The 13,108-nt window shown below is 65.5% G+C and carries 12 protein-coding genes and 1 pseudogene; 4 read left to right on the top strand and 9 right to left on the bottom strand.

Features of this window, described 5'->3' with window-relative positions; genetic code table 11:
• Nucleotides 1-15: 15 nt before the first annotated feature.
• From modC to mepA, 5 genes are all read right to left on the bottom strand, one after another.
• Nucleotides 16-687, bottom strand: a complete 672-nt coding sequence (gene modC / locus K359_RS0132840) for a molybdenum ABC transporter ATP-binding protein (RefSeq protein WP_029083110.1) — start codon at nt 685-687, stop codon at nt 16-18.
• A gap of 2 nt (nt 688-689) precedes the next feature.
• The gene (modB, locus tag K359_RS0132835) at nt 690-1,385 is read right to left on the bottom strand and encodes a molybdate ABC transporter permease subunit (RefSeq protein ID WP_029083109.1); all 696 of its coding nucleotides are present in this window, start codon (nt 1,383-1,385) and stop codon (nt 690-692) included.
• 2 nt (nt 1,386-1,387) lie between these two features.
• A complete protein-coding gene (gene modA / locus K359_RS0132830; protein ID WP_029083108.1) occupies nt 1,388-2,173 on the bottom strand; it encodes a molybdate ABC transporter substrate-binding protein in 786 nt (261 codons plus the stop codon).
• Between the two features lie 191 nt (nt 2,174-2,364).
• Nucleotides 2,365-2,874 carry a hypothetical protein gene (locus K359_RS0132825; RefSeq protein WP_029083107.1) on the bottom strand — a complete coding sequence of 170 codons (510 nt, stop codon included), beginning with the start codon at nt 2,872-2,874 and terminating at the stop codon, nt 2,365-2,367.
• A 114-nt stretch (nt 2,875-2,988) separates the two neighbouring features.
• Nucleotides 2,989-3,936 carry a penicillin-insensitive murein endopeptidase gene (gene mepA, locus K359_RS0132820; RefSeq protein ID WP_029083106.1) on the bottom strand — a complete coding sequence of 316 codons (948 nt, stop codon included), beginning with the start codon at nt 3,934-3,936 and terminating at the stop codon, nt 2,989-2,991.
• Between the two features lie 195 nt (nt 3,937-4,131).
• Here mepA and K359_RS0132815 point away from each other — a divergent pair, with 195 nt between their 5' ends.
• Complete coding sequence (locus K359_RS0132815; RefSeq protein WP_245284794.1) at nt 4,132-4,566, top strand: L,D-transpeptidase; 435 nt, start codon at nt 4,132-4,134, stop codon at nt 4,564-4,566.
• Between the two features lie 351 nt (nt 4,567-4,917).
• A pseudogene (locus K359_RS53665) lies at nt 4,918-7,106 on the top strand (putative bifunctional diguanylate cyclase/phosphodiesterase).
• Between the two features lie 6 nt (nt 7,107-7,112).
• On the opposite strand, the gene K359_RS0132805 reads toward K359_RS53665, so the two are convergent.
• Genes K359_RS0132805 through K359_RS0132795 form a run of 3 tightly spaced genes read right to left on the bottom strand, consistent with a single transcriptional unit; the run spans nt 7,113 to nt 8,991 of the window.
• Entirely contained in the window at nt 7,113-7,559 is a 447-nt protein-coding gene (locus K359_RS0132805) for a DUF1801 domain-containing protein (RefSeq protein WP_029083104.1), read from the bottom strand.
• Nucleotides 7,560-7,594: 35 nt separating this feature from the next.
• A complete protein-coding gene (locus tag K359_RS0132800; RefSeq protein WP_029083103.1) occupies nt 7,595-8,374 on the bottom strand; it encodes a sulfite exporter TauE/SafE family protein in 780 nt (259 codons plus the stop codon).
• 11 nt (nt 8,375-8,385) lie between these two features.
• Nucleotides 8,386-8,991 (bottom strand): TetR/AcrR family transcriptional regulator, encoded by a 606-nt coding sequence (locus tag K359_RS0132795; protein WP_029083102.1) that lies wholly within the window; start codon nt 8,989-8,991, stop codon nt 8,386-8,388.
• A gap of 112 nt (nt 8,992-9,103) precedes the next feature.
• Here K359_RS0132795 and K359_RS0132790 point away from each other — a divergent pair, with 112 nt between their 5' ends.
• The gene (locus tag K359_RS0132790; protein WP_029083101.1) at nt 9,104-10,015 is read left to right on the top strand and encodes a sterol desaturase family protein; all 912 of its coding nucleotides are present in this window, start codon (nt 9,104-9,106) and stop codon (nt 10,013-10,015) included.
• Nucleotides 10,016-10,219: 204 nt separating this feature from the next.
• Here the strand turns inward: K359_RS0132790 and K359_RS0132785 are convergent, their stop codons facing one another.
• Nucleotides 10,220-12,187 (bottom strand): methyl-accepting chemotaxis protein, encoded by a 1,968-nt coding sequence (locus K359_RS0132785; protein ID WP_029083100.1) that lies wholly within the window; start codon nt 12,185-12,187, stop codon nt 10,220-10,222.
• Between the two features lie 658 nt (nt 12,188-12,845).
• Here K359_RS0132785 and K359_RS64040 point away from each other — a divergent pair.
• The coding region (locus K359_RS64040) for a hypothetical protein (RefSeq protein WP_210164113.1) at nt 12,846-13,108 on the top strand (263 nt) is incomplete at its 3' end.

The following is a 13,108-nucleotide window of genomic DNA, read 5'->3' as shown; positions in this document are numbered from 1 at the left end:
ATCAGAACCGGAGCTCTAGGCGCCTGATGTCAGCACCTTGACACCGCCGAACGCGGTCACCTGGCCGCGGCGCAGCATCACGATCTGGGTGGCGAGCTGGCGCAGCTCGGCCGCGTCGTGGCTGACATAGACCATGGGGACGCCGGCCTCGTCCCGCAGCCGCACCAGATAGGGCAGGATCTCGAGCTTGCGGCTTTCGTCGAGCGCGCCAAGCGGCTCGTCCAGCAGCAACAGCCGCGGCTTCGACAACAGCGCGCGGCCGAGCGCGACGCGCTGGCGCTCGCCGCCGGACAGCTTTCCGGGGCGGCGGTCGAGCAGGGCGCCGATGTCGAGCAGGTCGACGACGCGCTTGTGTTGCGCGGGATCCTCGGCGAGGCCGTTCATGCGGCGGCCGTAGTCGAGGTTCTGCCTGATATCGAGATGCGGAAACAGCCGTGCGTCCTGGAAGACGTAGCCGATGCGGCGGCGCCAGGTCGGGACGTGGATGCCGGCGGTGGTGTCGTCGACCGTCTCGCCATCGATCACGATCGTGCCGCGGTCAGGGCGCACCAGTCCCGCGATCGTGTTGATCAGCGAGGTCTTGCCGGAGCCGGACGCGCCGAACAGCCCGGTAACGCGGCCCTCGCTGGTGAACGATGCGGCAAGCGTAAACTCGCCGAGCTGCTTGGTGATGTCGACGCGCAGCATCGCTATTGCCCGTGCAGGCGCGCGGTGGCGCGGCGCGCGAACACTTCGGCTGCGACCAGCGCGCCGACCGCGAGCACGACCGAGATGATGACGAGCCGGGCTGCAGCGGTGTCGCCATCAGGCGTCTGGATCAGCGAATAGATCGCCGACGAAATGGTCTGGGTCTCGCCGGGAATGTTTGAGACGAAGGTGATGGTGGCGCCGAACTCGCCGATCGCCTTGGCAAAGCCGAGCACCATGCCGGCCAGTACGCCCGGCAGCGCGAGCGGCAGCGTCACCGTCGCGAACACCCGCCACGGTGCGGCGCCGAGCGTCTCGGCGGCCTGCTCGAGACGGCGATCGACCGCCTCGATCGAGAGACGGATCGGCCGCACCAGCAGCGGAAACGACATCACGCCGCAGGCCAGCGCCGCGCCGGTCCAGCGGAACGCGAACACGATGCCGAGGTGATCGGCCAGCCAGCCGCCGACCAGGCCGCGCTTGCCGAAGGTCAGCAGCAGGAGATAGCCCGTGACGACGGGCGGCAGCACCAGCGGCAGATGCACGGCGGCATCGAGCAGCGACTTGCCCCAGAAGTCGCGCCGCGCCAACAGCCAGGCGAGCGCGATCCCGAACGGGGTTGCCACCAGCGTTGCGATGACAGCGACCCGCAGCGACAGCAGGATCGCCGTCCATTCGGTCGGCGAGATCTCGAACACGCTCAGGTCGTCGGGCTGATCAGGAACTTGAAGCCATACTTCTCGAGGCTCGTCTTCGCCGCCGACGAACGCAGGAAGGCGAGATACTCGGCCGTCTCCGGCTTCGCGGTCGTGGTCGCCGCGACCGGATAGATGATGGCCGGATGGCTGTCGGCCGGGAAGGTGCCGACGATCTTGACGCCGGGCTCGACCTTGGCGTCGGTCGAGTAGACGATGCCGAGCACAGCTTCGCCGCGCGCCACCAGCGTCAGTGCCGCGCGTACGCTGTCGGCCATCGCGAATTTCGGCTCCGCCGCCTGCCAGGCGCCGAGCTTCTCGAGCGCGGCCTTGGCGTATTTGCCGACCGGCACCGCCTTGACGTCGCCGGTGGCGATCTTGCCGTCGCCGGCGAGCTTGGCGAGATCGAACCCAGGTCCGATGTTGACGTTGTCGATCTTGGAATCCTTCGGCGCGATCAGCACGATCGAGTTGCCGAGCAGGTTGACCCGGGTCTGCTCATTGATGTTCTTCTGCTTGATCGCGTAGTCCATCCAGTCGGTGTCGGCGGAGACGAACACGTCGGCCGGCGCGCCCTGCTCGATCTGTTTTGCCAATGCCGAGCTTGCGGCGTAGCTGGCGCTGATCTTGACGCCGGTCTTGGCGGTGTAGGCCGCATTGATGTCGTCGAGCGCGTTCTTCATTGAGGCCGCGGCAAAGACGGTGAGCGTCTTGTCCTGAGCGCTCGCGGGCGGATGGATCGCGCCGAGCAGGATGACGAAGGCAATGAAAAGTCCGGCAAATCGTGACATGGAAAGCGCTCCGTGCGAGCTCGCGCGCGAACGGCCACGCGCAAATCAGGCGTTGGTTGGGGTCTGGGCGCGACAGGCGGACGCGCTGTTCCGCTGGTCCCCGAAGGACTTACGGTCCCGGGGGATATCGCACTGCAAACATAGCAGGCTGGGACTTACGGTAAAGGCGACCGTTTGTCTAACCGGGCGTCCTATTCATCCGACGGCTGGATCGCGATCGACAGCGAGTTCTCTTTTGAGCCGCTGACCTGCAGCACGAAGGGGCTGGCGGCGAGGTCGTATTTCATGGTCTTGCGGATACCGTCGCAATCGGTTGCCCCGCTGAATGCTTTCGGCTTCAGGAAATGCCCGTCCTGCACCAGGTCGACCCAGGCGCCGGCTGAGAGGCTGACGGTATAGAGCCCGGCCTTCGGCGCGGCCTTGAAGCTGGTGAAGCCGGCGAAGGTGCCGTCCTTCGGCGCGCGCTCCGGCGGGCTCGGCAATTTGGCGTCGCCGGGCGTGACCAGCGCCAGCGTGATGGCGGTTGATGGCAGTGCCGTCTGCTCGCTGCCCGAGGTGAGCTTGGCGCGATCCGGCGCGGTGAGCGCGGCGCGTGCGCGGTCGATCGACCATTTGAACTTGTCGCAGCCGCTCGGCTCCTCCGCTGCGAAAGCGGGAGCCGAGATCAGCAGGAGCGATGCGGCGAGGAGCGATTTGCGCATGTCAGCGGCCCCGATCCATCGCTCGACCGCGCTTACGGCGCGACGACATCAGATCATAACGCAGTTCGAGCCGACCGGCATAGCCGCCTGACGAAGATGTTATTGGCTTGGATGCTACTGTTTGGCGTCGGGCGCGTTCAGCACCGCCTTGCAGTCCGCCGGCAGCTGCGCCAGCGTCATCGGCGGGCGCGGTTTCGGCGGCTTCGGCGGCGGCTTTGGATGCAACACCGAATCCTTGAACCAGTAAGCGAGATCGGATGGCTTGCAGCCTTCGCCTTCCGACTGCGGCTTCTGTCCCTCGCATTCGGGGCTGCCGGACGGGCATCGCATGCGGATGTGGAAATGGTAGTCGTGGCCCCACCACGGCCGGACCTTCGACAGCCAGCTGCGGTCGGCCTTGGCGTCGCGGCACAGCGCCTTCTTGATCGCGGGATTGACGAAGATGCGCTGCACCGCCGGCTCCCGCGCCGCATCGCGGATGACGAGCGCATGACCCGGCGTGAACACGCGCGGATCGATGTCGAGCCGGTCGTCGCGCACCATCATCACCGCCGACATCTCCTCGCGGTCCTCGCGCGACAATTTGCGATCCGGCATCGGTGTCAGCCAGATATCGGCGTCGAGCCCGACCTGGTGGCTGGCGTGGCCGGTGAGCGCAGGGCCGCCGCGCGGCTGGCCGATATCGCCGACCAGGATGCCGGGCCAGCCGGCGTCCTTGTGCGCGCCGGCCGCGAGCCGCTTCAACAGCGCGATCATGTCGGGGTGACCCCAGTAGCGGTTGCGCGACAAGCGCATCACCTGCCAGGTGTCGCCATTGAGCGGCATCTGCGCCGCGCCGGCAAGGCAGCCCTTGGTGTAGCCGCCGATCGACCGCGTCGGCATCGCCGCGGGCAGCACCTTGCGTGCGAACAGCTCCTTCGCCCCGATCTTTGGATCGTTAGGGTTAGCGAGCGGCGGCAACGGCTGCGGAGTGAGCGAGCCCTTGTCCTGCGCCCGCGCGGATATGGTGCAGGCGACGAGGATTGAGATCAGGAGCGGGATCAGATGAAGGCGGGGGGTCATTCGGATCACTCTGTCTGCGCAAGGCTAGCATGAATTCGAACAAGGCGGACCGCGCATTCATCCCATTTGCTTGATCGCCCACAAGACGGATTAAGATTACCCGCGGCTTGCTGGCGCGCATATGAGCCACGCCACTTTACAAGCACACGTTGCAGGCGACATCATGCCTGCAATAATTTCAGGGTAGGCGTCATTATGACAAGCGTATGCGTACGGCTGGCGTTTGCCGCCGCGACTGCCGCGTCGACATTGGCATTGTCTCCGGCGCGGGCCGACATCGTCGTTCACATCGACAAATCGTCCCAGCGCATGGCGGTCAGCGTCGACGGCGCGACGCGCTACAACTGGCCGGTGTCGACCGGCCGCCGCGGCTATGGCACGCCGAGCGGAGCCTTCCGTCCGCAGATGTTGGCGCGCCGCTGGTACTCGCGGAAGTATTACAACTCGCCGATGCCGTACTCGATCTTCTTCCATGGCGGCTTTGCCATCCATGGCACCTACGAGCTCACGCGTCTCGGCGGGCCGGCCTCGCATGGTTGCGTGCGCCTGCATCCCTCGCACGCAGCACAGCTCTATGGGCTGGTCGAGCGCAACGGCCGCGGCGGCACGCGGATCGAGATCACCAACTAGCCGGCATGGCACGCGGACGGGCATAGGCGCGCAGCGGCTTAACCCTGCGATAACCCTGTCACATGCTGGTAAACATTGATGCGCTTGCAGCGCATTCGGCGCATTCATTAGGCATTCGCGCGCTGATTTACGCTTCCTTCACCACGCTTCGGCGCTTCCACGCTGCAAATCTGCGCTGTTCGTCGCTTGCACACCGCCGGCAACTCGCGCGTGGCGTGAACTCGCCTGCAAAGCAGGCATGCCCTGATATCTCATACAGCGCAGCGCTTCGCCAGGAGATACCAATTTTTCAGAGACTTATTGCAGAAATATCGCCGAGCTGGAATGCGCGTGGGGCGTGCGATACCGATGATGCGGCCGAAGAAGATCAAGAAACCAAACCAGGCCAAACTGGCCCGCTCCCGGGGGCGTCGGCCCCAGGCGGTGCCGAAAGTATCGGGCAGCTGGCGCCGCCCTGCCGTCGAGATCGGCGAGCTGGTGCGCCAGCGCGCGCAGGCTGAGGCAGCGATCGCAGAGGCACGCAAGTCGAACGCGCGATTGCGCGAGGCGATCGACATCCTGCCGCAGGGCATCGTGTTCCTGGACCCCGAGGGCCGCTACACGCTCTGGAACAAGAAATACTCGGAAATCTACCAGCGCAGCTCCGATCTGTTCGAGTACGGTGCGCGCCTGGAAGACACCATCCGCATCGGCGTCGCGCGCGGCGATTATCCCGAGGCCAAAGGCCGCGAGGAAGAGTGGATCGCCGAACGGGTCAAGAAGATGTACCAGCCGGGCGAACGGCACGAGCAGGTGCTGGCCGACGGCCGCGTGGTGTTGATCGAGGAGCGACTGACCTCGGATGGCGGCATCGTCGGTCTGCGCGTCGACATCACCGAACTGAAGCAGCGCGAAGCGTCGTTCCGCCTGCTGTTCGACGGCAATCCGGTGCCGATGATCCTGTGTGCGCTCGACGGCGAACGGATCCTCGCCGTCAACGACGCCGCGATCGCGCATTACGGTTACGTCCGTGCCGAATTCGAGCGAATGACGATCAGGAGCCTGCAGGCGTTCGATACCGAACTGCCATGGGCCGCCGGCCGCAGCAGCGACGAGCAGGCGGCGCGGACCTGGAAGCATGTGCGCGCGGACGGCACGCTGATCGACCTTGCGATCTATTCGCGCCAGCTGATGCATGGTGACCAGCCGGCGATGCTGCTCGCGCTGATGGACATCACCGAGCGCAAGCGCGCCGAGGCGCGGCTCGCCTTCATGGCCCAGCACGACAGCCTGACCGGCCTGCCCAACCGCAACCTGCTGCGTCAGCAGATGGACGAGATGCTGCAGCACACCCGCCGCTCGACCGACAAGGTTGCGGTGCTGATCCTCGGGCTCGACAATTTCAAGGCGGTCAACGAGACGCTCGGCCACGGCATCGGCGACAAGCTGTTGCGCGGGGTCGCCAAGCGCCTGCGCTCGACGCTGCGCGAGGAAGATGCGCTGGCGCGTCTCAACTCCGATGAATTCACCATCGTGGAAGGCGGCGTGATGCGGCCTGAGGACGCGGTGCTGCTGGCACGGCGGATCCTGGATGCGATCGGAGGCCCTATCTGCTCGAGGGACATTCGGTGGTGATCGGCGCCAGCATCGGGATCGCGATGTCGCCCGGCGATGGCGAGGATTCCGAAAAGCTGTTGAAGAGCGCCGACATGGCATTGTCGCGCGCCAAGAGCGAATTCCGCGGCACCTTCTCGTTCTTCGAGGCCGAGGTGGATGCGCGCGCGCAGAGCCGCCGCAAGATCGAGATCGATCTGCGCGATGCGATCAAGAACGAAGGCCTGCGGCCCTATTACCAGCCGCTGGTCGATCTCGCGAGTGGGCGCATCACCGGCTTCGAGGCCCTGGTACGCTGGCCGCATCCGGAACGCGGCATGATCTCGCCCGGCGAGTTCATTCCGGTGGCCGAGGAGACCGGCCTGATCAACCCATTGGGCTCGCTGATGCTGCATCGCGCCTGCATGGATGCGGCGCAATGGCCCGATGACGTGCGCGTCGCGGTCAATCTGTCGCCGCTGCAGTTCCGCACCGGCAATCTGCTGGCGCTGATCACCGATGCGTTGCGGCAATCCGGCCTGCCGGCGCGGCGGCTCGAGCTCGAGATCACCGAGACGCTGCTGCTCGAGAAGAGCAGTCAGGTGCTCGCGACGCTGCATGCGCTGCGCGCGCTCGGGGTGCGGATGTCGATGGACGATTTCGGCACCGGCTATTCGAGCCTCAGCTATCTGCGCAGCTTCCCGTTCGACAAGATCAAGATCGACCAGTCGTTCGTGCGCGACCTCGGCGCGAACCCGGACGCGCAGGCGATCGTGCGTTCGATCGTCAGCCTCGGCATGGGGCTCGGCGTCACCATCACCGCCGAGGGCGTCGAGACCGAAGCGGAGCTGAGCTGCCTGCGCGCCGAAGGCTGCCACGAGGGCCAGGGTTTTCTGTTCAGCCGCGCCCGGCCGAACACCGAGGTCATCAGCCTGCTGAAGGCGCAGCGCGTCGCGACGGCGGCGTAGCGAAGCCTAAGTCGCTTTCTTGTTCAAATGATAGGTCAGCGCCAGCGCAACACAATGGCGCAACGCGGGCTCCGGAAGCTTGCCGGCGACATCGAGCAGGATCGCGCGATTGCCGCTGTAGCTGAGCTCGGGATAGAGTTCGCGGAAGGTCTCGACCAGATTGGTCTGGCAATGGAAGTAGACCGCGACCTGGCCGGCGGCCGGCTTCACCTGATCGATCCGGATCGTGCTGCCGCTGCCGGTCTCCGGCGTCAGGTAGCTCGGCTGACCCCATTTCAGCGTCTCTTCCAGGGCGCCGACGCCCCTGGTCGCCTTCGCGGTCTCGAAGATCAGGCGCCGCAGCGCCAGCAGCCTGGCCTTGACGGGGGCAGGGTAGGCGTCGAACAGCGCGTCTGTCGATTTCGCTTGCGGACGTCGTGCCGCTTTGCTCGTCGATCTTGCCGGCTTGCGCATGGCGGGCTCCGCTAAGGAGGACGTATCGCTTCTATCTACCACAGCGCCTTGAAGGTCATATAGACCGCCATCAGCGACACGAAGAAGATCATGGCGATGCGCAACGTCGCGCGGTTGATGCGGTTGGCGGCGCGGGCGCCGAGATCGGTGCCGGCGAGCAGGCCGACGATGACGCCCGCCAGCACCGGCCATGACGCGAGCGAGCCCTCGCTCCAATAGATCCAGGCCGACGGGATCGTGGTCGGGATCAGCGACATCACGAGGCTCACCATCTGCGCCTGATGCTGCGGCACCCCGAACACGGCGCTCAATCCGACCACGGTCGCCAGTCCGCCGCCGATGCCGAGAAAGCCGGACGACAGGCCGGCCAGCAGGCCAACAATGAGCAGCGCCGGCCACGATAGGTCGCGCGTGGCGTGGCCGTCATGCTCCGGCTTGTCGCGGCCGCCGCGCAGGATCAGCATCGCGTCAAGCGCGACGAGATAGGCCACATAGGTCCAGCGCAGCGCGGGCTCGGCGACATGGTTCGCTGCAAGCGCGCCGGCAGCGCCGCCGCCAACGAAACCAACAGTCAAGAGAGCGATCCAGCGCAGCGGTGTGCGGTTGCCGCTTTGCCAATAGCGCCTGATCCCGGTCAGGCTGGTCGGCGGCACCTGCGCGACCAGCGAGATGCCCTGCGCGACGTGCTGGCCGGCGCCGAGCAGCAGCACAGAGAACACCACCAGGCCGGCGCCGGGGCTGACGCCGAGCAGGCCTGCGGTCAATCCGCCGGCGAGGCCCGTGACGATGCCGGCAATGAGGTCGTGGATGTTCACCGCGTGCTCCGTCAGCGCCTGGCGGCAAGGCCCGCGAGGAAGATGTCGAAGGCCTGCATCGCCTCCGATGTCGAGACGGTTTCGCCCCACAGCCGTTGCAGCACGATGCCCTGGAACATCGCGACCATCGCCCGCGCTGCGCCGCGCGGCTGCACGCTGCGGTCGATCGCGCCGCTTTTCTGGCCGCGACGCAGCAGCTCCACGATCATGGCGATCGGCTGGCGGATTCCGCTGGTCACCTGGTCGCGGACGACGTCGTCGCGCAGCGCTTCCGCCCAGAGCTGCAAGGCGACGCGGCGGGCGCGCAGTCCCTCTTCCTTTTGCAGGTCACCGAGAAAGGCGCGGGCGATCGATCGCAGGCTCTGCAGCACGTCGTCCGACGGGCCCTTGAGCGCGAGCAGGGCGCTGTCGCGACCATGGCGGCTTTCCCCGATCGCCTGGATCAGCTCCTCCTTGCCGGCGAAATGCCCGTAGATGCAGCCGGCGCTGAGCCCGGACTGCTTGATCACGTCCTGGATCGTGGTCTGGTGAAATCCCTGGCGGGCAAAGCAGATTTCTGCGGCCTGCAGGATCTCCTCGCGGCGGATCGCCAGGGTTTCGGGTTTCACCTTCGGCATTGTCGGTCCTTGTCAGTCGCGAATGCGGCCACGACTGCCGGGCCGGCTTGACGAACATCTCAGCTCACTATAAAGAACGAATATTCGTTTTGTAAAGAGAGGAGCGATCGGTATGATCGGTTTTGCAAAGCTGCTGTGGCATCCGGGTGCAGGCGAGATGGCCAATGTCGAGCTGCCGTCGACCGGTGCGCGCATTGCGTTTCTGCTCGCGAGCTTCGCGATCGTGCTGCTGTTCGAGGCCGCGTTTCCACTGTTCAGCTATGGCCGCGGCGAGCGGATGCGTAACATCGGCCGCAACGTCGCCATCACCGTGATCTTCGTCGGCGTCAACCTGCTGCTCAGCCCGCTGTCGCCGCTGGCTGCGCAATGGACGTGGGATGCGAAATTCGGCCTGTCCTGGTGGCTCGGCCTGTCACCGCCGAGCCAGCTGCTGCTCGGCATTATCGGACTCGACCTGTTTGCCTATTTCGCCCACGTCTCGATGCACAAGCTCGGCTGGATGTGGCGCTTCCACCGCATGCACCATGCCGACCGCTTCGTCGATGTCACCACGGCCTTCCGCGAGCATCCCGGCGAAACGCTGTGGCGGATCGGCTGGCACATCGCCGGCGTGATCGTGTTCGGAACGCCGGCCTGGGTGTTGGTCACCTATCTGACGCTGTCGGCGCTGAACGCGCAGTTCGAGCATGCCAATATCCGTCTGCCCGAGCGGCTCGATCGCTGGTTGCGGCTCGTCTTCGTGACGCCGAACATGCACAAGATGCATCATTCCCGTCACCAGCCGGAGACCGACAGCAATTATTCGAATTTGCTCTCGATCTGGGACCGGCTCGGCGGCACCTACAATCGCGGTCCGCGCTTCGCGGAGCTGCGTTACGGCCTCGACGGTTTCGATGATCCAGAGAAGCAGTCACTGCGCGGGCTGCTCAAAATGCCGTTCATGGGCAGTTGGGGGCTGAACGGGTCAGGGCCGGACGACAAGGCGGAGCGATCGGCGCCGCCGCCTGTGCTGCCCTGGCCATGACTCGAACACTGCGCCGCAGGTCGGGTTTGCGGACCGGGTTTACCTCTCCCCATTGGGGAGAGGTCGATTTGCGCAGCAAATCGGGTGAGGGGGCGCGGCTCCAACGAGAGACCGTAATCCCTCACCCGGCGCTACGCGCCGACCTCTCCCAAGGGAGAGGTGGACTTCCGCTGGCGCTCCAGATCAACCTAGTCTTGTCATGCTCTAGGCGGCGTTGCGCAGTCCGGCGAGGAAGGTGTCGACGCTGTGCGACAGCGCGGACGCGTGATCGCCGAGCTGGCCTGAGGTATCCAGCACATTGCCGGTGAGGGCGCGGGATTGGCCGGCGGCCTCGCTCGCGCCGGCGATATTGGCGGAGACCTCGACGGTCCCGGCGGAGGCCTGCTGCACGCTGCGGGCGATCTCCCGCGTCGCCGAGTCCTGCTGCTCGACGGCAGCCGCGATGGCGGTCGCGATCCCCGAGATCTCGCGGATGGTGCCGCTGATGTCGCCGATTGCGCTGACGCAATTGCCGGTGGCTGACTGGATCGCGCCAACCTGGCCGGCAATTTCCTCGGTCGCCTTCGCGGTCTGGCTCGCCAATCCCTTCACCTCGGCGGCGACCACGGCAAAGCCGCGGCCGGCCTCGCCGGCGCGCGCCGCCTCGATGGTGGCGTTGAGCGCCAGCAGATTGGTCTGGCTGGCGATCGCGCTGATCAGCCGCAGCACGTCGCCGATCTTCTCGGCGGATGCGGCCAGGCTCGTCACCATCTCGGTGGTCTCCCTGGCCTTGGCGACGGCATTGTCGGCGACATGGCTGGAATGGGTGACCTGGCGGCCGATCTCGGTGATCGAGGACGCCAGCTCTTCGGTGGCGGCTGCGACCGCATTGACGCTGGCCGATGCCTCCTCGGACGCGGCGGCTGCCGCCGAGGTGCGTTCGGAGGCGCCGTTGACGCTGGTCGTGATCTCGTTGGCGACGCGCTGCATGTCGCTCGACGACCGCGCGACGGCGGCGACCATGCCCTTGACGTCGGATTCGAAACGGTCGGCCATCTGCCGCTGCAGCGCTTGCTTGTCGACCGCAGCCTTCACCTTGTCGGCCTCCTGCGCATCGCGCAGCGAAGAGCTCTCGATCATGCCGCGGCGAAACACGTCGACCGCCTTGGCCATCGTGCCGAGCTCGTCGCGGCGCTCGCTGCCGGGAATCGTGACGCTGGTGTCGCCGCTCGACAGGCGGTTCATCACCGCGGTGATCGCGGTGAGCGGCCGGGACAGGCCGCGGCCGAGCAGGAACGCGAGCAACACCGCTGCGGCGAGGATCGCGACCGTGCCGAGGATCAGATTGCGCTGCGCGCTTGACGCCGCGGCTTCATAGTCGCTGGTGTCCTTGATGATCTCGAGCACGGCGACCGGCTCACCGGCATAGTTCTTGATCTGCCCGAGGTAGAGCTCCACGGCATGGCCGTCGAGTGTCGCGTCGCGCAGCAGCGCCGAACCGCTCATCACACCCTTGAGCTCGTCCTGGGTCGCGACCACGGTGTCGCCGAAGGTCGAGGACAGCCGCCTGAAGCTCTGGCCGTCGAAAGAATGCACGGCGAGGTCGATGCCGAAACGCTTCTTGGCGCGGTCGACGAATTCCTTGCCGAAGGCGGCGCCGACATCGACATTGGCCAGCGTCTTGCCGTCGTGCATGATCGGGGTCATGCCGAAGATCGAAAGCGCTTCGCGGCCGGGCTCGACGCCGACGATCGGCTTCCCGGCCTTGATCGATTCCACCACCGTCGTGCGTCGCGCGGACGCGTCGTCGCCGAACAGTTTTGGCGCGTGGACCCGGTAGAAGCTCGTCGCAGGGGCCTGCCAGAACGAGATCAGCGGGATGCCCTGTGCCTTCATCGACGCCCAAGGAGCGCTGAGCAGCTTGCCGAGGCCATCGCGGTCGCCCTTGGCCATGGCGTCTTCGACCGGCGGCAAGGCGGCGATGACAGCCGACACGGCCAGTGCCGCGCGCCCCTCGTAATCGATCGCTGCAATCACGCTGTCATATTGCAGCTTGAGCTGCTGATCGAGCGCGAGCCGCGTCAACGCGCGCTGCTGGCTGATGGAGAAGCCGCCGAGGATGGCGCAGGCGACTGCAACGGTCAGCGAAATCGCCAGGATCAGGCGGGCGGCAATCGAGCGAAGCGTGAACATGGGACCAGCGGAACTCCAGGCATTAGCGCCGTCCGCAAAGTCTCAGAAAAAGCTTAACAACCGGGTGTTGTTGCCGCCGGTATTCGTACAGCGACCATTGCCGCCGGTGCTACTTTCGTACTGTCCGCCAAAGCGCGATGAGATTGAGTTGAATCAGTCGGACCGCAGACTCGTTTCGCCTCTCCCGCTTGCGGGGTCGAGACGAGCGAAGTTCGCTCTTAGGCCGACGCGCGCCGAGCGACGCGAAGCGTCGTCCGGAGTGCGGCGGGTGGGGGCTCTCTCCACGATGGGAATCGGGGTGATACCCACCCCAGCCCTTCCCGCAAACGGGAGAGGGAGCGCAGCGTCCTCGCGGTCGTTAGGGACGTGTACTCATAAACGCCAGCGGTCCGATGTTCGCTTCCGGAGAACAAGCGGACATCGCGAAGCCACGTTGAAATCGGTCGAGAATGACCCATCTCAGACCTCGCGCATTTGTCCGTGTGGCGCCCGTTGAACCAGTAAACGCCTCGTTCGGACGTCGCGGTATCGCTGACTGGCCAAGAACCGATTGTATTTTGTCAAATCGTGCTTAGTTAACAAGCATCGTCTTTTGTCAAAGACGGCCGAGAGTTCGGCGCTCCCAGAGCAGAGTGGCTTCCTCAGAATGGGGCTAAAAATGACAGAACTTCGAATTGACGCGGGCAAAGCAGAACGAATAATCGCGCAAACCTTGCGCGACGAAAAGGGCATACCTCCAGCCGATGCAGCCGCCGTGGCTGCAAATATTTGTCGGCGGCTTACGATGGCGATGCCGACGAGCCCCTCATTGGATCGCTATCGGATCATTTCGAGAGAGCCTCCAGCCGGCGACGGTTTCGCGAGTGCAGTGGCTAAAGCGCTCACTGAAGGGAAGAGTGAGCTTTGGAACGCCAGCGAACT

The sequence above is a fragment of the Bradyrhizobium sp. th-b2 genome, assembly GCF_000426785.1.
Lineage (GTDB): Bacteria > Pseudomonadota > Alphaproteobacteria > Rhizobiales > Xanthobacteraceae > Bradyrhizobium > Bradyrhizobium septentrionale.
This window is presented reverse-complemented; position numbering and strand designations above follow the sequence as displayed.

Bases quoted from the DNA above. Each gene is read 5' to 3' on its own strand.
- modC (WP_029083110.1), bottom strand. From the start codon at position 687: ATGCTGCGCGTCGACATCACCAAGCAGCTCGGCGAGTTTACGCTTGCC.
- modA (WP_029083108.1), bottom strand. From the start codon at position 2,173: ATGTCACGATTTGCCGGACTTTTCATTGCCTTCGTCATCCTGCTCGGC.
- K359_RS0132825 (WP_029083107.1), bottom strand. From the start codon at position 2,874: ATGCGCAAATCGCTCCTCGCCGCATCGCTCCTGCTGATCTCGGCTCCC.
- mepA (WP_029083106.1), bottom strand. From the start codon at position 3,936: ATGACCCCCCGCCTTCATCTGATCCCGCTCCTGATCTCAATCCTCGTC.
- K359_RS0132815 (WP_245284794.1), top strand. From the start codon at position 4,132: ATGACAAGCGTATGCGTACGGCTGGCGTTTGCCGCCGCGACTGCCGCG.
- K359_RS0132805 (WP_029083104.1), bottom strand. From the start codon at position 7,559: ATGCGCAAGCCGGCAAGATCGACGAGCAAAGCGGCACGACGTCCGCAA.
- K359_RS0132795 (WP_029083102.1), bottom strand. From the start codon at position 8,991: ATGCCGAAGGTGAAACCCGAAACCCTGGCGATCCGCCGCGAGGAGATC.
- K359_RS0132790 (WP_029083101.1), top strand. From the start codon at position 9,104: ATGATCGGTTTTGCAAAGCTGCTGTGGCATCCGGGTGCAGGCGAGATG.
- K359_RS0132785 (WP_029083100.1), bottom strand. From the start codon at position 12,187: ATGTTCACGCTTCGCTCGATTGCCGCCCGCCTGATCCTGGCGATTTCG.